This window comes from Nocardioides sp., assembly GCF_025965415.1.
Classification (GTDB): domain Bacteria; phylum Actinomycetota; class Actinomycetes; order Propionibacteriales; family Nocardioidaceae; genus Nocardioides.
Window position 1 is genome coordinate 19,251 of sequence record NZ_JAOPWY010000038.1, and the last position, 17,365, is coordinate 36,615.

19 protein-coding genes are annotated in these 17,365 nt (G+C 71.8%); 15 read left to right on the top strand and 4 right to left on the bottom strand.

Annotated elements, in window-relative coordinates:
• The first annotated feature begins 92 nt into the window (after nucleotides 1–92).
• The 3 genes from JWN97_RS04565 to JWN97_RS04575 all read left to right on the top strand — a co-directional run bounded on the left by JWN97_RS04565 (nucleotide 93) and on the right by JWN97_RS04575 (nucleotide 2,968).
• Entirely contained in the window at nucleotides 93–1,247 is a 1,155-nt protein-coding gene (locus JWN97_RS04565) for a glutathione-independent formaldehyde dehydrogenase (RefSeq protein WP_297618989.1), read from the top strand.
• An 81-nt stretch (nucleotides 1,248–1,328) separates the two neighbouring features.
• The gene (locus JWN97_RS04570; protein WP_297618995.1) at nucleotides 1,329–1,796 is read left to right on the top strand and encodes a hypothetical protein; all 468 of its coding nucleotides are present in this window, start codon (nucleotides 1,329–1,331) and stop codon (nucleotides 1,794–1,796) included.
• The gene (locus JWN97_RS04575) at nucleotides 1,793–2,968 is read left to right on the top strand and encodes a zinc-dependent alcohol dehydrogenase (RefSeq protein WP_297618998.1); all 1,176 of its coding nucleotides are present in this window, start codon (nucleotides 1,793–1,795) and stop codon (nucleotides 2,966–2,968) included. The genes JWN97_RS04570 and JWN97_RS04575 overlap by 4 nt, the downstream gene beginning before the upstream one ends.
• 40 nt (nucleotides 2,969–3,008) lie before the next feature.
• On the opposite strand, the gene JWN97_RS04580 is transcribed toward JWN97_RS04575, so the two are convergent.
• Nucleotides 3,009–4,028: a LuxR C-terminal-related transcriptional regulator gene (locus tag JWN97_RS04580; protein ID WP_297619001.1), complete on the bottom strand. Its 1,020-nt coding sequence runs from the start codon at nucleotides 4,026–4,028 to the stop codon at nucleotides 3,009–3,011.
• A gap of 386 nt (nucleotides 4,029–4,414) precedes the next feature.
• On the opposite strand from JWN97_RS04580, the gene JWN97_RS04585 reads away from it, so the two are divergent.
• The 7 genes from JWN97_RS04585 to JWN97_RS04615 are packed head-to-tail and all read left to right on the top strand — an operon-like array spanning nucleotide 4,415 to nucleotide 11,326.
• Nucleotides 4,415–5,407, top strand: coding sequence for a hypothetical protein (locus JWN97_RS04585; protein ID WP_297619003.1), 993 nt, complete (start codon nucleotides 4,415–4,417; stop codon nucleotides 5,405–5,407).
• Nucleotides 5,404–7,044: a hypothetical protein gene (locus JWN97_RS04590; RefSeq protein WP_297619006.1), complete on the top strand. Its 1,641-nt coding sequence runs from the start codon at nucleotides 5,404–5,406 to the stop codon at nucleotides 7,042–7,044. Before JWN97_RS04585 ends, JWN97_RS04590 begins: the two co-directional genes overlap by 4 nt.
• Before the next feature lie 38 nt (nucleotides 7,045–7,082).
• Nucleotides 7,083–8,075, top strand: coding sequence for an aldo/keto reductase (locus tag JWN97_RS04595; protein ID WP_297619009.1), 993 nt, complete (start codon nucleotides 7,083–7,085; stop codon nucleotides 8,073–8,075).
• A gap of 25 nt (nucleotides 8,076–8,100) precedes the next feature.
• Nucleotides 8,101–8,571, top strand: a complete 471-nt coding sequence (locus tag JWN97_RS04600; RefSeq protein WP_297619012.1) for a PPOX class F420-dependent oxidoreductase — start codon at nucleotides 8,101–8,103, stop codon at nucleotides 8,569–8,571.
• A gap of 53 nt (nucleotides 8,572–8,624) precedes the next feature.
• Nucleotides 8,625–9,212, top strand: a complete 588-nt coding sequence (locus JWN97_RS04605; protein ID WP_297619015.1) for a rhomboid family intramembrane serine protease — start codon at nucleotides 8,625–8,627, stop codon at nucleotides 9,210–9,212.
• 27 nt (nucleotides 9,213–9,239) lie between these two features.
• Nucleotides 9,240–10,382: a YihY/virulence factor BrkB family protein gene (locus JWN97_RS04610; RefSeq protein WP_297619018.1), complete on the top strand. Its 1,143-nt coding sequence runs from the start codon at nucleotides 9,240–9,242 to the stop codon at nucleotides 10,380–10,382.
• Entirely contained in the window at nucleotides 10,379–11,326 is a 948-nt protein-coding gene (locus tag JWN97_RS04615; RefSeq protein WP_297619021.1) for an SDR family NAD(P)-dependent oxidoreductase, read from the top strand. The genes JWN97_RS04610 and JWN97_RS04615 overlap by 4 nt, the downstream gene beginning before the upstream one ends.
• Here JWN97_RS04615 and JWN97_RS04620 read toward each other — a convergent pair.
• Nucleotides 11,321–11,479, bottom strand: a complete 159-nt coding sequence (locus tag JWN97_RS04620; RefSeq protein WP_297619024.1) for a hypothetical protein — start codon at nucleotides 11,477–11,479, stop codon at nucleotides 11,321–11,323. The genes JWN97_RS04615 and JWN97_RS04620 overlap by 6 nt on opposite strands.
• A gap of 241 nt (nucleotides 11,480–11,720) precedes the next feature.
• Between JWN97_RS04620 and JWN97_RS04625 the strand changes: the two genes are divergently transcribed.
• Nucleotides 11,721–12,332, top strand: a complete 612-nt coding sequence (locus tag JWN97_RS04625; protein WP_297619027.1) for an NAD(P)H-dependent oxidoreductase — start codon at nucleotides 11,721–11,723, stop codon at nucleotides 12,330–12,332.
• Nucleotides 12,333–12,350: 18 nt separating this feature from the next.
• On the opposite strand, the gene JWN97_RS04630 is transcribed toward JWN97_RS04625, so the two are convergent.
• On the bottom strand, nucleotides 12,351–13,022 hold the full coding sequence (locus tag JWN97_RS04630) for an HAD family hydrolase (RefSeq protein WP_297619030.1): 672 nt from the start codon (nucleotides 13,020–13,022) through the stop codon (nucleotides 12,351–12,353).
• A gap of 134 nt (nucleotides 13,023–13,156) precedes the next feature.
• Between JWN97_RS04630 and JWN97_RS04635 the strand changes: the two genes are divergently transcribed.
• From JWN97_RS04635 to JWN97_RS04645, 3 genes are read left to right on the top strand one after another with little or no spacing between them, the layout of a single operon-like run.
• Nucleotides 13,157–13,831 carry an ANTAR domain-containing protein gene (locus JWN97_RS04635; protein WP_297619033.1) on the top strand — a complete coding sequence of 225 codons (675 nt, stop codon included), beginning with the start codon at nucleotides 13,157–13,159 and terminating at the stop codon, nucleotides 13,829–13,831.
• Nucleotides 13,832–13,876: 45 nt separating this feature from the next.
• Nucleotides 13,877–14,551: a response regulator transcription factor gene (locus tag JWN97_RS04640; RefSeq protein WP_297619035.1), complete on the top strand. Its 675-nt coding sequence runs from the start codon at nucleotides 13,877–13,879 to the stop codon at nucleotides 14,549–14,551.
• The gene (locus JWN97_RS04645; protein WP_297619039.1) at nucleotides 14,548–15,513 is read left to right on the top strand and encodes a TIGR03557 family F420-dependent LLM class oxidoreductase; all 966 of its coding nucleotides are present in this window, start codon (nucleotides 14,548–14,550) and stop codon (nucleotides 15,511–15,513) included. The genes JWN97_RS04640 and JWN97_RS04645 overlap by 4 nt, the downstream gene beginning before the upstream one ends.
• Here JWN97_RS04645 and JWN97_RS04650 read toward each other — a convergent pair.
• Nucleotides 15,510–16,001: a hypothetical protein gene (locus JWN97_RS04650; protein ID WP_297619041.1), complete on the bottom strand. Its 492-nt coding sequence runs from the start codon at nucleotides 15,999–16,001 to the stop codon at nucleotides 15,510–15,512. The genes JWN97_RS04645 and JWN97_RS04650 overlap by 4 nt on opposite strands.
• Before the next feature lie 180 nt (nucleotides 16,002–16,181).
• On the opposite strand from JWN97_RS04650, the gene JWN97_RS04655 reads away from it, so the two are divergent.
• A complete protein-coding gene (locus JWN97_RS04655; RefSeq protein ID WP_297619044.1) occupies nucleotides 16,182–17,363 on the top strand; it encodes an alcohol dehydrogenase catalytic domain-containing protein in 1,182 nt (393 codons plus the stop codon).
• Nucleotides 17,364–17,365 lie beyond the last annotated feature (2 nt).

Consider the following 17,365-nt stretch of genomic DNA (forward strand, 5'->3'; position numbering starts at 1 on the left):
GCCAATACCCGGGGAGCCCGACGCGCTGCCTTAATGGACGGAGCCGCTCGGTCCCGGGCAGCAGCAGCATCCGTCTCGAGGGAGGCAGCAGCATGAAGGCAGTCGTGTACGAGGGCCCGCGCCAGGTGAGCGTCAAGGACGTCCCGGACGCCCGGATCGAGAGGCCGACCGACGTCCTGGTGAGGATCACCTCGGCGAACATCTGCGGTTCGGACCTCCACATGTACGAGGGCCGGACCGACTTCGAGGTCGGACGATGGTTCGGGCACGAGAACCTGGGCCAGGTCATCGAGGTCGGGGAAGGCGTGGACAAGGTCCAGGTCGGTGAGTACGTCGTCCTCCCGTTCAACATCGCGTGCGGACACTGCAAGAACTGCGAGAGGCAGCTCACGAACTACTGCCTGACCGCGCAGCCGGAGCCGAAGATGGCGGGCGCCGCCTACGGCTTCGCCGACATGGGCCCGTACGGCGGTGGCCAGGCCGAGCTGTTGCGCGTGCCCTGGGGCGACTTCAACTGCCTGCGGCTCGGCGAGGACGCCGAGGAGCGCCAGACCGACTACGTCATGCTCGCCGACATCTTCCCGACCGGATACCACGCCACCGAGATGGCCGGCGTGAAGCCCGGCGACCAGACCGTCATCTACGGCGCCGGCCCGGTGGGGTTGATGGCCGCCCTCTCGGCGACCATCCGGGGGGCGAGCAAGGTCATGGTCGTCGACCGGCAGCCCGACCGGCTGCGGCTGGCCGAGTCGATCGGGGCGATCGCCATCGACGACTCGAAGGTCGATCCGGTCCAGGCCGTGCTGGAGCAGACGATGGGGCTGGGCGCCGACAACGGCTGCGAGTGCGTCGGCTACCAGGCGCACGACCCCGGCGGCCAGGAGCAGCCCAACCTGACGATGAACCGGCTGGTCGCCTCCGTGCGCTTCACCGGCACGATCGGCGTCGTCGGGGTGTACATCCCGCAGGACCCCGGGGCCAGTGACGAGCTGGCCAAGCAGGGCAAGCTCGCCTTCGACTTCGGCATGTTCTGGTTCAAGGGCCAGAAGATGGGCAGCGGGCAGGCGCCGGTCAAGAAGTACAACCGGCAGCTGCGCGACCTGATCGCCGGGGGCAAGGCCGAACCGTCGTTCATCGTCAGCCACGAGCTGCCGCTGGACAAGGCGCCGGAGGCCTACGAGCACTTCGACAAGCGGGACGACGGCTGGACGAAGGTCGTCCTGCACCCCGCCATGGCAGGCGCGTGACATGTCGAGGACGGCAGACGAACGGCGGGCAACCGGCGGCGACGTCGTGGGAGGGCGGCCATGAGCTCGACCATGGAACACGTGACATCACGCGCGGCCCGCGCCGGCCTGACGGTTGTCCGACAGGTTCGCTCGGTCCTCCACCCGGCATCGGACCGGCCGGCCGAGCCGGGCTCGACGGCGTCAGGGTGGCTCGCGGTCACCGTGCTGTGCGACCCGTCGGACCTGGCGGACACGCCGCTGCCCGCGCCGCTCGCCGAGCTCGGCGATGACGTCGAGGTGCGTCTGACCCCCGCCCCCGGCGACAAGGGGACCGAGCTGGCGGTCCGGCTGCGTGAGCGGGGGACCTCGGGCGGCGAGCGCGGTCGCCTCACCGGCAGCGACCTCACGTCCGACCTCCGCTCGGCTCTGCGGAAGGCCAAGCAGCTGATCGAGGTGGGGGAGGTGCTGGTCGTCGACCCCGCACCGCACGGGAGACGCACGGCGACTCCCGGCGGGGTGCTCCTGGAGGCGTGGACCAAGGTGGCTCCCAAGGCGGGTGTGCGATGAAGGCGGTGACGTGGCGCGGGATCAACGAGATCGGTGTCGAGGACGTCCCCGAGCCCACGATCATCAACGACCACGACCTCATCCTCGAGGTGGGTCTGAGTGCCACGTGCGGCTCGGACCTGCACCTGGTCGGCGGCTACATCCCCGCGATGCGTGCGGGGGACGTCCTCGGGCACGAGTTCATGGGCACCGTCGCCGAGGTCGGCGCCGGGGTGACGAGGCACCAGGTGGGCGACCGCGTCGTGGTGGTCTCCTTCACCAGCTGCGGCCGGTGCTGGTACTGCAAGGAGGGGTTGTTCTCGCTCTGCGACAACGGCAACCCCAACCCGGGGATCACCGAGGCGCTCTGGGGCCAGTCGATCGGGGGTTGCTACGGCTACTCGCACGCGATGGGGGGCTGGGCCGGCAGCCACGCCCGCTACATCCGTGTGCCGTACGCCGACCAGGGAGCCTTCGCCATCCCCGACGGCGTCTCCGACGAGCGGGCGTTGTTCGCGTCCGACGCGGCGCCCACCGGCTGGACCGGGGCGCACCAGGCGGGGGTGCGTCCGGGCGACGTCGTCGCTGTCTGGGGCGCAGGCGGCGTCGGCCAGATGGCTGCTCGCGCGTCGATGGTCATGGGCGCCGAGCGCGTCGTGGTCATCGACCGCTACGCCAACCGGCTGGAACAGGTGCGCACGCACATCGGCGCGGAGACCCTGGACTACGAACGGGAGGACGTGCTGGGTGAGCTGCGCGAGCTGACCGGGGGCCGAGGACCGGACGTGTGCATCGAGGCCGTCGGCATGGAGGCACACAGTCCGGGTCCGCAGCACCTGTACGACCAGGTCAAGCAGCAGGCACGGCTCCAGACCGACCGCCCCACGGCGGTGCGCGAGGCGATCTACGCCTGTCGCAAGGGTGGGACCGTGTTCACGCTGGGTGTCTTCGCCGGGTTCGTCGACAAGTTCCCGCTCGGGGCGATCATGAACAAGGCACTGACCTTGCGGGGAGCCCAGCAGCACGGACACCGCTACATCCCCGACATCCTCGAGCTCATGAGCCGTGACGAGGTGCGCACCGAGCACCTGGCCACCCACGTCATGTCGCTGGACGACGGTCCCAAGGGCTACCAGATGTTCAAGGAGAAGGAGGACGGGTGCGTACGTGCCGTCTTCCGGCCGGGTGACTGAGGGGCGTCGCCTCAGGATGCGAGCGGTGACGGGTGGACGTCTACCCCGTCCGTGCGCGGGGCGATGGGGGGAGGTAGCACCCCTCACGCTCCGCGCGGACCGCGGCTGACGTACGCGAGGGCGCACTCAGCTTGTGCATCAGGTGCTCGACGTGCGCGGCGACGGTCCGAGGCGTCACGGTCAACAGGCTGGCGATCTCGTGGTTGGAGCGGCCGTCCACCACGAGCCCGAGCACCTCGAGCTCGCGCGGGGTGAGCCCACGGCAGTCGGCGTGGGGGCTCACCAGCAGGATCGCTCTTGCCAGGCTCGGCACCTCGGTGGCAGCCAGCACGGTGACGCGCACGTAACCGCAGGATCCTCCATCGGTGTCTCGCGCGGGCCACAGGAAGGACCGGTAGACCTGACCGGCGCGCAGGCTCTCGTTGGCGATCTCGACCACGGGCGAGCCCGTGCGAAACACCCGGTCACCGTGCAGTCCGGGGAGCAGGCAGGTGGTGCCGTCCCGCAACAGCACGGCTCCCGCCTCTGCGCCCGGCACGATGCGGGTGCTGGCGAGCAGGGAACGTATGGGCGAGACTCCGCGGGCGACCAGCGGGGCGAGGCGGGCGAGCCGTCCGCGGGTGACGGCGGAGGGCAGCTCGTCGCTGGTGTAGAGCAGCCCCAGGAACCCGACGTGCGCACCGGCCGGCTCGAAGAGGGCGACTCCCAGCCCCTCGCGGTAGCCCGCCGGGATGAGGCAATCGGCCCAGGTGGGCAGGTCGCCCACCGGCACGGGCAGGTCGGCGACGCTGAGTGGTGGTCCACAGCGGTCGAGCCCGGCCAGCTCCAGATCCCGCGCCGTGTTCGAACGGTCGAGGAAGTCGGTGACGGACCTGTCGAGCCCCGCGCTGCCCACGACTGCGTAGACGCTCGACCCCGGGTCGCTCAGGGCCAACCACGCCGCGTCGAAAGGCACCCACCGGCCGAGCCGGCGCATGAAGTCGTTGGCCCGGTCGAGGAGCGGGTCAGTGGATGTGGCGATCGCCAGCATCTCGCGGATGGGTCCATCCTCGGTGTACACGATCACGCTCCCTCCAGCAGCGGTCACCCGAGGAGCGAGCTCCGAGAGAGGCTGGTCGGCACGAACCCGTCAGAGCTCTCCCCGCCGGCTGTGTCCTTCTCGGGTACCCATCCGGGCTCGAGGTCAACGCTCCTGACCAGTGCTATCTGCCGGCCGCTCGAGTGCGAGCCACGATCACCGACCCAGGTTGGTGACGCGGGTTGATCGCCACAGCCAGGACGCCGGTGCCGAACGCGTACGACAACACAGCGTGGCCCAGCAGCACGCGCCGGATCCGGGTGGACGTCGGTTCGGTCCGTGCACCTGGCCGCCGTCGAGCTCCCCTCTTCCGCCTGCGTCCACCCGGATCAGGTGTGAGGACCGCACCTCTGGGGGAGGATGACCGCATGCGGGTGAGGTGGGGGATCGCAGCTGCGGCTGCCGTGGTGCTGTCCGGCGCGCTCGCCGGCTGCGGCCCGGACGGGGGGACCGACGGACCCGCGGATGCTCCCGGCGGTGCTGCCGGGATGACCAGCACCGATCCCGTGAGCACCGACCCGCTCGTCTGGGAGGCCGACGGCGTGGTGCACCTGTCCGACGGCACGGAGGTCGAGCTGGGCGGGCTGCCGTCGTCGTACGTCGTCGCCGGTGACGGGGTCTTCTTCGTCCCGGCCGCGAGCGAGGACGATGCGGAGGTCGGCAGCGTCGCCAGTGCGGACGTCCGGTTCGCCGACGTCGACGGCGACACCTCCGACACCGGGCTGCGCGTGCGCGCCGACACCTTGCGCGCGTCACCGGACGGGAGGTACGTCGTCGGCATCGACGTCGAGTCCGGGGACGAGGACGCCTACGGCACCCCGCTCGCCGAGGTCGTCGTGCTCGACCTGCGCGGAGGACGCGAGGCGGCCCGGACGTCGCAGGGCCTCGGTGACACGGACGACGACCTGGCCGACCTCTACGAGGACGCCGAGATCGGCGTCGCCGCGATCACCGACGAGACGGCGTACGTCGACGGGGTGGACACGACCCTCGCGATCGACCTCGCCACCGGCGAGGTGACCGACGCCGGCGAGGCGCAGGTCCCGGTCCCGGGAGCGCCCGAGAGCCCCGACGGCGCCTGGACGATCCGCCAGGACGGCGACCGCGGCACCGTGCTCGGGGAGGACGGCAAGGCGGTCCCGCTCGACGTGCCGACGCCGCAGTGGACGCTCGACTGGTGGGCCGACGCGCAGACCGTGGTGGGCGTGGCGGTCGACGCCGACGGGACGTCGGCCCTGCTCTCGTGCCTCGTCCCGCAAGGCACCTGCGAGGTCCACGAGGCCTCGACCGGGGCGATGGTCCGGTTCGCCACCGGCGCGACCGACGAGCTCGTGGTGCGTCTGCTCGGAGGTGAGGGATGACCGACCCGGAGATCGAGCACGCCCGGCTGACCTCGGGTGACACGGCCGCCATCGCCGCGGCGACGGAGGGGCTGCACGGCGCCCTGCTCGACGTCGACCGCGCGCAGGAGGACCTGGCGGGTTGCGTCGTGCGCGACTGGGTCGGGCTCGGCGCCGACGCCTACGCCGCCCGGTTGGAGCTCCTGCGCACGGGCGTGGCCCGGACGCACGTCGCACTGGGCATCACGCACTCCGCCGTGGCGACGGCCGAGGACGCCTACGCCTGGTGCGACGACACCGCGGGCTACTTCATCGGCCACTGGCGCTCCCGCCCGGCCGGGATGCCCCCGGTGGTCGAGGAGCTCTTCGCGCGCCTCGTCAACGGCTTGCTCCTGGCCACCGGGACGACGTACAACGCGCGCCTGGCCGGCGTGACCGCCGTGCTCACCGGTGACGGCGAGGACCTCGACGAGCTCAGCGACGAGGCCCGCGAGTGGGTCGAGCAGGGACTGGCCCGCAACCAGGAGTGGCTCGACGACTACGGCAGCACGCTCGGGCCGCGCATCCCGAGCATCGGCGCCTGGGGCGACGGGCGCGGGCTCATCCCGCAGGGGCTGGGCTACGACCCGGCGACGGGCCTGCTGCTCCAGGGCTCCTACGACCAGGACGACGGCGACCCGTCCGTCATGGCGCTGATCGACGAGGTGACCGGCGAGAAGGTCGGCGAGGTGAAGCTGGGCGGCGTGACGCCCGGTGCCCTGGGCCAGGAGTCCGTCGACCACGGCACGCCCGGGCACGCGGGCGGCGTCACCGTCGACGGCGACACCGTCTACGTGACCGACAAGGGCAAGGTCTACACCTACTCCCTCTCCGACATGCGCGACTCCGGCCCCGGCGCGACCGTGCAGCCGCAGTCCGTGCAGACCGTGGCCAACGGCGGTTCCTACTCGGCGATGAAGGACGGCCTGCTCTACCTCGGCACCTTCACCGAGAAGTCGGAGGGCACGCTGCACGTCTACCAGCCCGACGGCAGCGGCGGCTGGGTCGAGATGCCCGACCAGGCCGTCACGACGCCGCCGCGCTGCCAGGGTGTGATCGTCCGCAACGGCGAGTACGTCTTCAGCACCTCCCTCGGACGCGACAAGGAGAGCGCGCTCGTGGTCCAGGGCCAGGACGGGTCGCGGGAGTCCTACCCGTTCCCCCACATGTCCGAGGGCCTGGTCGAGGTGGACGGCAACGTGCTCGTCACCTACGAGTCCGGCGCGACGAAGTACGCCGGCGACGACGAGGACCTGTGGGCGAACCGGCACCTGACCAGCACGCCGCTCTCGGGGCTCGGGCTGTCGGGCGAGCTGTTCATCGGCCCCGAGTCGCTCGAGCTCGTGGCCGCCGAGCTGGAGGCTCCTGCCCGCCGGCTGACCCGCACGTCCCACGACGCGGCGGCCGTGCACCTCTCCGCCGGCGACCTCGGCCGGGTGCCGCAGGCGCCCGAGCTCGCCCAGGCCGTGCGCCGGATGGTCGCGAGCATCGGTGACGGCCTCCGCGCCAGTGGCACGGCCGTGGGCCACGCCGCGGACAGCCTCCGCGCCACCGGCCGGGACGCCGCGCGCACCGACGACGCCGTCCACACCGGGTTCGACCGGGCCCGGCTGGACTGAGCGGGCGGCCCACCCAGCCTCCTGCAAGACTCGCCCGCATGCAGCAGCGAATCCTGGGACGTACTGACCGCGAGGTCTCCGTGGTGGGCCTCGGCACCTGGCAGCTCGGCGCCGACTGGGGCGAGGTCACCGAGACGGACGCGCGGGAGGTCCTGGAGGCCTCCGCGGAGGCGGGCGTGACGTTCTACGACACCGCCGACGTCTACGGCGACGGCCGCAGCGAGCAGCTCGTCGGCCGCTTCGTCGCGGCGCACCCCGACGCGGGCTTCACCGTCGCGACCAAGATGGGGCGTCGCGAGGACCAGGTCCCGGCGAACTACGTCGAGGCCAACTTCCGGGCCTGGCTCGATCGCTCGCGTCGCAACCTCGGGGTCGACACCATCGACCTCGTCCAGCTGCACTGCCCGCCGAGCGCGGTCATCGACGACGACGCGACGTACGACGTCCTCGACCGGCTCGTCGAGGAGCAGGTCATCGCGGCCTACGGCGTCAGCGTCGAGACCGCCGCCCAGGCCCTGAGCGCGATCGCCCGTCCCCACGTGGCGAGCGTGCAGATCATCCTCAACGCCTTCCGGATGAAGCCCCTCGACGAGGTGCTCCCCGCAGCCGAGGCCGCCGGCGCCGGCATCATCGCCCGCGTGCCGCTCGCCTCCGGCCTGCTGTCGGGGAAGTACGGCCTCGACACCACGTTCGCGGCCGACGACCACCGGACCTACAACCGCGACGGCAGCGCCTTCGACGTGGGGGAGACCTTCTCCGGCGTCGACTACGCCACCGGGGTCGAGGCGGCGCAGGAGTTCACCCGCATGGTGAAGGACAGCGGGCTCGACGCCACCGCCGCCCAGGTCGCGCTCGCCTGGGTGTGGCAGCAGCCCGGCGTCTCCACCGTCATCCCCGGGGCGCGCAACGTGACCCAGGCGCAGGCCAACGCCGCCGCGGGAGAGGTCGCACCCCTGCCGGCAGCACTCCTCGACCTGGTCAGCGACCTCTACGACGGACGCATCCGCGCACAGGTCCACGACCGCTGGTGAGGGGCGCCGGGGCTAGCCTCGACGCATGTCACCCAAGACCGCGACCACCACCGACGTCGGCCTCGACGAGCTGCTGGACTTCGTACGCCCCCGGCACCACATGGTGCTGATCACCAGCCGGGCCGACGGGTCCCCGCAGTCCTCGCCGGTGACCGGCGGCGTCGACGACAACGGCCGGATCGTCATCTCGTCCTACCCCCAGCGGGCCAAGACGAAGAACGCTCGCAAGCACCCGGACGTCTCCGTGCTGGTGCTCTCCGAGGAGTGGGACGACGCGTGGGTCCAGGTCGACGGGACCTGCGAGGTGCTCGACGCCACCGAGGGGCCCGAGGCGCTCGAGGGCTTCGTGGAGTACTTCCGCAACATCGCCGGCGAGCACTCCGACTGGGACGAGTACCGCGCGGCCATGGTGAAGCAGGGCAAGTCGCTCCTGCGGATCACGCCGACGCGGTGGGGCCCCGTGGCCACGGGCGGCTTCCCGCCCGAGGGCTCCTGACCGACGGGGAGGGCCATCAGGCACCTTTCACCCCGTTTGCCACGATGAAGGGCATGTCCACCACGACCCGCGAGCCCGCCTGGCAGCAGGCCGCGCTGCTCACGGGCGGGTTCGTGGCGCTGCTGTGGATGCTCGAGATCGTCGACGCGTCGTCGGGCCACCCGCTCGACGCGTACGGCGTCCAGCCCCGCTCCGAGGACGGGCTCGTCGGCGTGGCCGTCGCCCCGTTGCTGCACTTCGGCTTCGAGCACCTGGTCGGCAACACCGTGCCCGTGCTGGTCCTCGGCTTCCTGACCCTGGCGACGGGGATCGCGCGCGGCCTCGCGGCGACGGCGATCATCTGGGTCGTCGGTGGGCTCGGGGTCTGGCTCTTCGCCCAGCCCGGCAGCAACCACGCCGGCGCGTCGGTGCTGGTCTTCGGCTGGATCGTCTTCCTGGTCGTGCGCGGCTTCCTCAACCGCCGCCCGACCGAGATCCTCATCGGCGTCGCGGTCTTCCTGCTCTACAGCGGAGCCCTGCTCGGCGTCCTGCCCGGACAGCCCGGCGTCTCGTGGCAGGGCCACCTCTTCGGAGCGGTCGGCGGGTTCCTCGCCGCGCGCGTGCTGACGACCCGTGCGCGCGGTGAGTCGAGCCGCGCGTGAAGAGCGGGTCGCGGGGTACGGGGCAGCATGCAACGCGCAGCAGCCCAGACCCCCTCCGGCTCACGTCCTGATCGCACGGACGACCCCGACCACCCCGCCAAGCCCGACTCTCCCGGCGACCTCACCAGGACGTCGTGGACCTACGTCGCGCGCAAGACGTGGCGCGAGTTCTCCGACGACCAGTGCACCGACCTCGCCGCGGCGCTGACCTACTACGCCGTCCTGGCACTGTTCCCGGCCGCGCTCGCGATGCTCTCCCTGGTGGGGCTCGTGGGGCAGGGCCCCGACACCGTCGACGCGCTCCTGCAGGTGCTGCGCAGCGTCGGGGCCGGCGGTGCGGCCGACACCCTCGAACCCACGCTGGTGCAGCTCAGCACGTCCTCGAGCGCGGGGCTCGGCCTCGTCCTCGGCCTCGCCGCCGCGCTGTGGTCGGCCTCGGGCTACGTCGGTGCGTTCGGTCGCGGGATGAACCGGGTGTACGAGGTCGGCGAGGGCAGGCCGGTGTGGAAGCTGCGGCCCACGATGCTCCTGGTCACCCTCGTGACCGTCGTGCTCACCGCGCTCGTCGCGCTCAGCCTGGTGCTCACCGGCCCGGCCGCCGAGGCGGTCGGCGACGTCATCGGGCTCGGCTCGACCGCCGTCCTGGTCTGGAACATCGCCAAGTGGCCGGTGATGCTGCTGGTCGTCATGCTCATCGTGGGCCTGCTCTACTACGCCACTCCCAACGTCAAGCAGCCGAAGTTCCGGTGGATCAGTGTCGGCGCGGCCGTGGCGATCGTGGTCTGGCTCGTCGCGTCGGCGGCCTTCGGCGTGTACGTCGCCAACTTCAGCAGCTACGACAAGACCTACGGCTCGCTCGCCGGCGTCGTCGTGTTTCTGCTCTGGCTCTGGATCACCAACCTCGCCCTGCTCTTCGGCGCCGAGCTCGACGCCGAGCTCGAGCGCGCCCGCGAGCTGCAGGCGGGGATGCCCGCAGAGAAGGACATCCAGCTCCCCCCGCGTGACACCCGCAAGATCGAGAAGGCGGCCGAGAAGGAGCGCGCCGACGAGCTCCGCGGGCGTCGGATCCGGCAGACCCACGGCCGCGACGACGACCCCGCCGTCCCCGACCCCGCCGATCCCGACGGCACCGGCCGCCGCTCCGGCGACACCGAGGGCTCCACCCGTTGAGCGGGTCCGCACGCGTCGTCCTGGTGACGGGCGCGTCCAGCGGCATCGGTGAGGCCGTCGTACGACAGGCGGCCGCCCGCGGCGACCACGTGGTCCTGCTCGCCCGCGGCCGCGAGGCGCTGGAGCGGGTGGCCTCGGACTGCGAGCGGCTCGGTGCCGCCTCGGTGCTCGTCGCGCCCGCCGACGTCGGTGACGACGCGGAGGTCGCCACCGCCGTGTCCGCCGTGATCGCGCGGCACGGGCGGCTCGACGTCGTCGTGAGCTGCGCCGGCGTCGTGGCCTACGGCCGCATCCCCGACGTCCCGGCGGACGTGTTCGACGGGGTCGTGACGACCAACCTCCTCGGTCCGGTCAACCTCGTCCGCCACGTGCTGCCGCTGCTTCGGCAGCAGGACGCCGGGAGCGTGGTGCTCGTCGGGTCGGTGATCGGACACATCGGTGTGCCCGACATGGCGGCGTACGTCGTCAGCAAGTGGGGCGTGCGCGGCCTCGTGCGCCAGCTGCGCGTCGACAACCGTGACCGGCCCGGCCTCCGCATCGGCTACGTCGCCCCCGGAGGGGTCGACACCCCGATCTACCGCCAGGCGGCGACGTACGGCGACTCGGTCGGGCGGCCGCCCTTCCCGGTGTCCTCGCCCGAGCGGATCGCCAGGCGAGTGCTGGAGGTGGCCGACCACCCGCGCCGCAGCGGTCAGGTCGGCATCGGCAACAACGTCATCCGACTGGGCTTCACCACGCTGCCGTGGGTCTACGACCGGCTGGTGGGCCCGCTGTTCACCGTGGTCGCGCAGGACCTCGTGGCGCCAGTGGTGCACGGCCCCGGCAACGTGCTGGCGACGCGCCAGGAGCACAACGCGCTGAGGGGAAAGCAGGGCAGTGCCCTGCTCGGGATGGTCGCCAACCTCGTCGCGCTGGCCTCGCGGCGGTTCCGGCGCCGGTCATAGTCGGCCGGGGTCGTCCTCGGAGTCCTTGTCGGGGTTGTCGGGGTTGCCGGGGGTGCCGGCGAGGTCCGTCTCCGGGTCGTTCACCGGGTCGGTGTCGAGGTGCGTCTGGGGGTCGGCGTGCGTCTCGGGAGCGGTGTCGTCGGGGGTGGTCATGGCGTCTCCTTGGCGAGCGGGGTGTGCGGTCTCCTCTGGAGTACCCCGTGGCGGGAGAGAAAGTCGTTCCGCCCCCGCATGGCACCGTCGGAGCGTGGGTACCCGGTTGTCACGTCGGGGCCGCCCGCCGCGGCCTCGACGGCCACCCCCCGCGAGACCCGCCGGGGACACCCTCCCGTACGCCGTGCGAGGGGTCCCCGGCGCTCGCGCATCATCGCCCGGCCCCGGGGTACGTGTCGGCATGACCGACCTGACCTGCCTCGTCCTGAACTGCACGCTCAAGCGCTCACCGGCCGAGTCCAGCGCGGAGCTGCTGGGCACCCAGGTCCTGGAGGCGTTCGCCGACCTCGGGGTCGCGGGCTCGATGACACGGGTCGTCGACCATGACGTGCGCTTCGGGGTGAGCATCGACGAGGGTGACGGTGACGCCTGGCCCACTCTCCGCGAGCAGATGCTCGGCGCCGACGTGCTCGTCCTGGCGACACCGATCTGGATGGGCCAGCCCGCATCGGTCTGCAAGATGGTCCTCGAGCGGCTCGACGCCGAGCTCTCCGAGACCGACGACGACGGGCGTCCGCTGACCTTCGGCAAGGTCGCCGGCATCGGTGTCGTCGGCAACGAGGACGGCGCGCACCACGTGAGCGCCGAGGTGTTCCAGGCCCTCAACGACGTCGGTTTCACCCTCCCGGCGCAGGCGGCGACGTACTGGGTCGGGGAGGCCATGCAGGCCGTCGACTTCAAGGACGTCTCGCCGACCCCGGAGGCCACGGCCGGCACGACCCGGATGCTGGCGCGCAACGCGACGCACCTCGCCACCCTGCTCGCTGCCACTCCCTATCCGGCAGCCGGCTGAGTCGACCGGTCCCGCGTGTCAGTGGACGCGGAGCGGGCTGTGCGAGAGCTGGGCCAGCAGGTCGCGCGGCCCGTCGTAGACCCACGAGGCGCCCGCCGAGCGCAGGCGCTCGGCGCCGGTGCCACCACTGCGCAGTCCGATGCTGGGAACGTCCGCCGCCTCGGCGGCGAGGGCGTCCCACACGGCGTCGCCCACGGCAATGGCGTTGCCTCCACCGGCGCGGGAGACGGCGAGCCGGACCAGGTCGGGGGCCGGCTTGCTGGGCACGTCGTCCGACGCGGCCACCACGGCGGTGAGCCGGGACCGGGCGTCGACGAGGTCGAGCAGCTCGTCGACGAGGTCTCCGGGGGACGAGCTGGCCACCACGACCCGGTGGCCGTGGTCGGCCAGGGTCTCGACGAGGTCCGACGCCCCGTCGAGGGCGCAGATGTTCCGCAGGCCTGCTCGGAAGTGCGTGTCGTGGAGCGCGCGGACGTCGTCGCCGACCGCGGTCTCGGCGCGGTCCCCGGCCACGTGGGCGACCAGTCGGTCACCGCCCATGCCGATGGCCTCGTGGGTGCGCACGCCACTCACGTTGAGACCGACGTCGTGGAAGGCCGCCTGCCAGGCGACGACGTGGTGGTAGACCGATTCGACGAGCGTGCCGTCCAGGTCGAGCACGACGACGGGGTGCTGCGGTTCTGTGGCCACGTCGAGGCGTACCCCGTGAGCGCGATCCGTATGCGCCTAAAGTCGACCGCCCGGGCGGGTGTGGTGTCCCACGGTCGGGGTGGAGGACCATCGGAAAGGTCCGGGGGATCCCACCGCTTGCGAGGGGGCACGTCATGGAACTACTGCCCCAGAGCAGAGAAGCACTGGACGAGTACGTCACGCCGTCGGTCGACGACGTCGAGGGTCTGCTCAGGGTGATCGAGGGCTGGGCAGTGCGAGCCGTGCCCGAGTGCGTGGCGCTGAGCGTCACGATGCTCGACGACGACCTGACCTTCACCCTCGTGGACCCCGAGACCCGCGTGGAGAGAGCGCCGATCGACACCGAGTGCGCCGAGGAGTGCGACGACGACCCCGCCGACTCCCCGGCCCTCGACGAGAGCGGATGGGCCGACATGGCGCGCGAGCGCGCGTTCGACGGCATCGCCAGCACCGTGTGCCTGCCGGTCGTCGAGGACGGGCGCGCCGTGCTCAACATCGACCTCTACGCCTCCACCGCCCATGCCTTCCACAACCGCATCGACGGCCTGGTCGAGGCCCTGGGCGCCTGGCAGGCCGGCGCGGTGACCAACGCCGACCTCGGCTTCGACACCCTCCGCCGCGCGGAAGCCGCTCCCGAGCGGCTGCGCGAGCAGCGTCTGGTGGACGTCGCGGTGGGACTCGTGGCCGCCACCGCAGGAGTCACGACCGACGAGGCCCTGACGCTCCTGCGCGAGGCCGCCGCCGTCGTCGGGATCGCCGAGTCACAGGCTGCCGGTGTGGCGCGACACCTGTTGGGGTGGAACGGGTAGGACGCCGGGACGCATGCGTCTCGCCCATCGGGGTACTGCAGGCCCATGGACCGACACAGTGTTTCCGCCGCCCGGCACGTCAAGGTGGCGATCATGGACGAGAGCGAGCTCGTCGTGCAGGGCATCCGCGCGATGCTCGAGCCGCACGCCGCCTTCGTCACCCTGGTGCCCCACCGCGCCGAAGGGGCCGCCGCTCTGTGCGACCTCACTCTCTACGAGCCCTCCGCCCACCGTCGTACGACGGGCGTGCGCGGGGTGCCGCAGCGCTTCCCCACCCGCATGGTCGCCTTCGGCTGGGACTGCAGCCCCCAGGCGGTCTCGACCGAGATGTCCCGCGGCGCCGCGGGCTTCGTGAGCAAGTGGCTGCCCGCACGCCGCCTGGTCTGGAACCTGTTGCAGATCTCCGAGGGCCGCGTCGTCGTCGACGCCTGGTCGGGGCAGCAGGAGACCACCCAGCCGGCAGTGGAGAAGTGGCCGTTGACCCAGCGCGAGACCGAGGTCCTCTCGATGATCGCGTCAGGTCGCGCCAACCGGGAGATCGCCGAGGAGACCAACCTCAGCATCAACTCGGTGAAGTCCTACATCCGTGGCGCCTACGCCAAGATCGAGGTCTCCTCCCGCTCCCAGGCCGTGCTCTGGGCGATCCAGCACGGTCTCCTGGTGTCGGCTGAGTCCGACCCCACGAGCCACCGCGTGTCCGCCCAGCCCGTCCGCGCGTGACTCGCTTCGGCTACTTCCTCTCCTGCGAGGAGTACACCCCTGACCAGCTGCTCGACCAGGCTCGCCTGGCGGAGAAGGCGGGCTTCGACGCCCTCTGGATCAGCGACCACTTCCACCCGTGGACAGAGGCACAGGGCGAGGCGCCCTTCGTCTGGTCGATGATCGGCGCCGTCTCCCAGGTGTGCGACCTCCCGGTGACGACGGCAGTGACCTGCCCGACCGTGCGCACCCATCCGGCGATCATCGCCCAGGCCGCCGCCACCTGTGCGGTGCTCCTGGGCGAGGGACGTCTCACCCTCGGTGTCGGCAGCGGGGAGGCGCTCAACGAGCACGTGCTCGGCGACGTCTGGCCCCACACCGAGCTGCGGCTGGAGATGCTCGAGGAGGCTGTGGAGGTCATCCGACGGCTCTGGACCGGCGAGGTCGTGTCCCACGAGGGACGTCACTACACCGTGGACACCGCACGCATCTACACGCTGCCCGACACCCCTCCGCCGATCTACATGAGCGCGTTCGGGCCGAAGGCGCTCGACGTGGCCTGCCGCATCGCCGATGGCTTCATCACCACCAAGCCCGATGCCCGGTCGGTGGAGCAGTTCCGGGCGGCCAAGGGGGCCGAGGCGCCCACGCAGGCCGGTTTCAAGGTGGCGTGGGGTGCCACGCGTGACGAGGCGATCGACACGGCCTACGCCATCTGGCCCAACTCCGGCGTGCCGGGTGAGCTGAGCCAGGTGCTGCCCAGCCCGCAGCACTTCGAGCAGGCCGCCGAGCTGGTGACGCGGGAGAAGTTCGCGGAGAAGGGAGCCTTCGGGCCGGACGTCTCCGAGCACGTCGAGGCCTACACGCCCTTCGTGGACGCCGGCTTCGACGAGGTGTACGTCGCGAACATGGGACCCCACTACGCCGACATGCTGGCCGCCTACGGGTCGGACGTCCTCCCCGAGCTCCGCAGCCGACGCTAGTCGTCGTACTCCGGGTCGCCCTCGACGTCGGCGGGCCGGGCCTCGTGGCCCTTGCGGCCCCGGGTGCGGCGGAGCTCCTTCATCTCGGCCTCGAAGACGTGGCGCTGCCCCTCGACGAGGTCGTCGAGCGCGCGCTGGTGGAGCCCCTTGGCGCGGGCGTAGAAGCCGTCGTCGAACGCCTCCACCATCTGGAACGACCACATGCCCGGGATCGGGTTGCCGCCGAGCACGTCGCGGTCGAGCGCGTCGGCGAGGTCGTCGTGACCTGCCGCGCGGATCAGCTCCACCGCCTCCTCCATCGTGGTCTCGGCACTGCCCATGAGCCGGTGGAAGGCGTAGAGGTGGCCGCGGCCGTCCTCGACGTGGTCGAGGGCGGCGGACAGCTTGCCGAGCGCCTCGATGGTGGCGTCGCTGACCCCGTCGGGTCGACGGTGCTCCGGCGCGGGCTGGTCGGCGGCGGGTCGGTCGGAGGCGTCGGGGGTGGTCATGGACCGAGCGTCACAGGACCGTCCGGCCGCCACCACCCCACAACGGGCGGGACCGGCCGTCGCGCCGGGACAGGTCGAGGCCGCAGGGGCGTATGCCCGACGACCAGGACGGGAACTGGCAGGCATGGACAATCCTCTGACACACCGACTCGACCACGCGGCGACCGCGGTGGTGCCGGCATGAAGGCGGTCACCTGGCAGGGCCGCCAGGACATGCAGGTCGTCGACGTGCCCGACCCCGTCGTGGAGGAGCCGACGGACGTCGTCGTGGAGATCACGTCGACGGGGTTGTGCGGCTCGGACCTCCACCTCTACGACCCGCTGACGCCGTTCATGACGACGGGCGACGTCGTCGGCCACGAGCCGATGGGCATCGTGCGTGAGGTGGGGTCGGCCGTCGAGACCCTCCAGGTGGGCGACCGGGTGGTCGTCCCCTTCAACATCAGCTGCGGGTCGTGCTGGATGTGCGACCGCGGCCTCTTCAGCCAGTGCGAGACCACGCAGAACCGCGACACCGGCACGGGCGCGAGCCTGTTCGGCTACAGCAAGCTCTACGGTCAGGTGCCCGGTGGGCAGGCCGAGATGCTGCGCGTGCCCTTCGGCGACACGCTCCCGATCAAGGTGCCGCACGGCCCGCACGACGACCGCTTCCTGTTCCTCTCCGACGTGCTTCCGACGGCCTGGCAGGCCGTCGAGTACGCCGACGTCGAGGAGGGGGGCACCCTGCTCGTGGTCGGCGCCGGACCCATCGGCGACATGGCGGCGCGCATCGCGCTGCACCGCGGGCTGCGCGTGATCGCTGTCGACTCGGTGCGTGAGCGTCTCGCGCGGGTGCACGGTCGTGGGGCGGAGACGATCGACCACACGGAGGTCGACGGCATCGGCGATCGCGTCCGCGAGCTGACCGACGGCCGCGGTGCCGACGCCGTCATCGACGCCGTCGGGATGGAGGCGCACGGCTCGCCGGTCGCCGAGACCGCCCAGAAGGCGCTCGGCCTGCTCCCCAAGAAGGTGCAGGAGAAGGTCATGCTCAACGTCGGCACCGACCGGTTGGCCGCGCTGCTCAGCGCGATCGACTCGGTCCGCCGCGGCGGCACGATCAGCATCTCCGGCGTGTACGGCGCGCCGACCGACCCGCTGCCGATGTTCGAGCTCTTCGACAAGCAGGTCCAGCTGCGGATGGGCCAGGCCAACGTCCGCAGGTGGAGCGACGACATCCTCGCGCTGCTGCAGCAGGACGAGGACGTCCTCGGTGTCGAGTCCTTCGCGACGCACCACCTCCCCCTCGAGGACGCCCCTGAGGCCTACCGGAAGTTCCGGGACAAGGAGGACGGCATGGTCAAGGTGGTGTTCACCCCATGAGG

Excerpts from the sequence above, each read along its gene's own strand:
- JWN97_RS04650 (WP_297619041.1), bottom strand. The coding sequence starts at position 16,001 with ATGACCACCCCCGACGCCTCCGACCGACCCGCCGCCGACCAGCCCGCG.
- JWN97_RS04625 (WP_297619027.1), top strand. The coding sequence starts at position 11,721 with ATGACCGACCTGACCTGCCTCGTCCTGAACTGCACGCTCAAGCGCTCA.
- JWN97_RS04585 (WP_297619003.1), top strand. The coding sequence starts at position 4,415 with ATGCGGGTGAGGTGGGGGATCGCAGCTGCGGCTGCCGTGGTGCTGTCC.
- JWN97_RS04605 (WP_297619015.1), top strand. The coding sequence starts at position 8,625 with ATGTCCACCACGACCCGCGAGCCCGCCTGGCAGCAGGCCGCGCTGCTC.
- JWN97_RS04635 (WP_297619033.1), top strand. The coding sequence starts at position 13,157 with ATGGAACTACTGCCCCAGAGCAGAGAAGCACTGGACGAGTACGTCACG.
- JWN97_RS04610 (WP_297619018.1), top strand. The coding sequence starts at position 9,240 with ATGCAACGCGCAGCAGCCCAGACCCCCTCCGGCTCACGTCCTGATCGC.
- JWN97_RS04565 (WP_297618989.1), top strand. The coding sequence starts at position 93 with ATGAAGGCAGTCGTGTACGAGGGCCCGCGCCAGGTGAGCGTCAAGGAC.
- JWN97_RS04590 (WP_297619006.1), top strand. The coding sequence starts at position 5,404 with ATGACCGACCCGGAGATCGAGCACGCCCGGCTGACCTCGGGTGACACG.
- JWN97_RS04600 (WP_297619012.1), top strand. The coding sequence starts at position 8,101 with ATGTCACCCAAGACCGCGACCACCACCGACGTCGGCCTCGACGAGCTG.
- JWN97_RS04640 (WP_297619035.1), top strand. The coding sequence starts at position 13,877 with ATGGACCGACACAGTGTTTCCGCCGCCCGGCACGTCAAGGTGGCGATC.
- JWN97_RS04655 (WP_297619044.1), top strand. The coding sequence starts at position 16,182 with ATGAAGGCGGTCACCTGGCAGGGCCGCCAGGACATGCAGGTCGTCGAC.
- JWN97_RS04575 (WP_297618998.1), top strand. The coding sequence starts at position 1,793 with ATGAAGGCGGTGACGTGGCGCGGGATCAACGAGATCGGTGTCGAGGAC.
- JWN97_RS04620 (WP_297619024.1), bottom strand. The coding sequence starts at position 11,479 with ATGACCACCCCCGACGACACCGCTCCCGAGACGCACGCCGACCCCCAG.
- JWN97_RS04595 (WP_297619009.1), top strand. The coding sequence starts at position 7,083 with ATGCAGCAGCGAATCCTGGGACGTACTGACCGCGAGGTCTCCGTGGTG.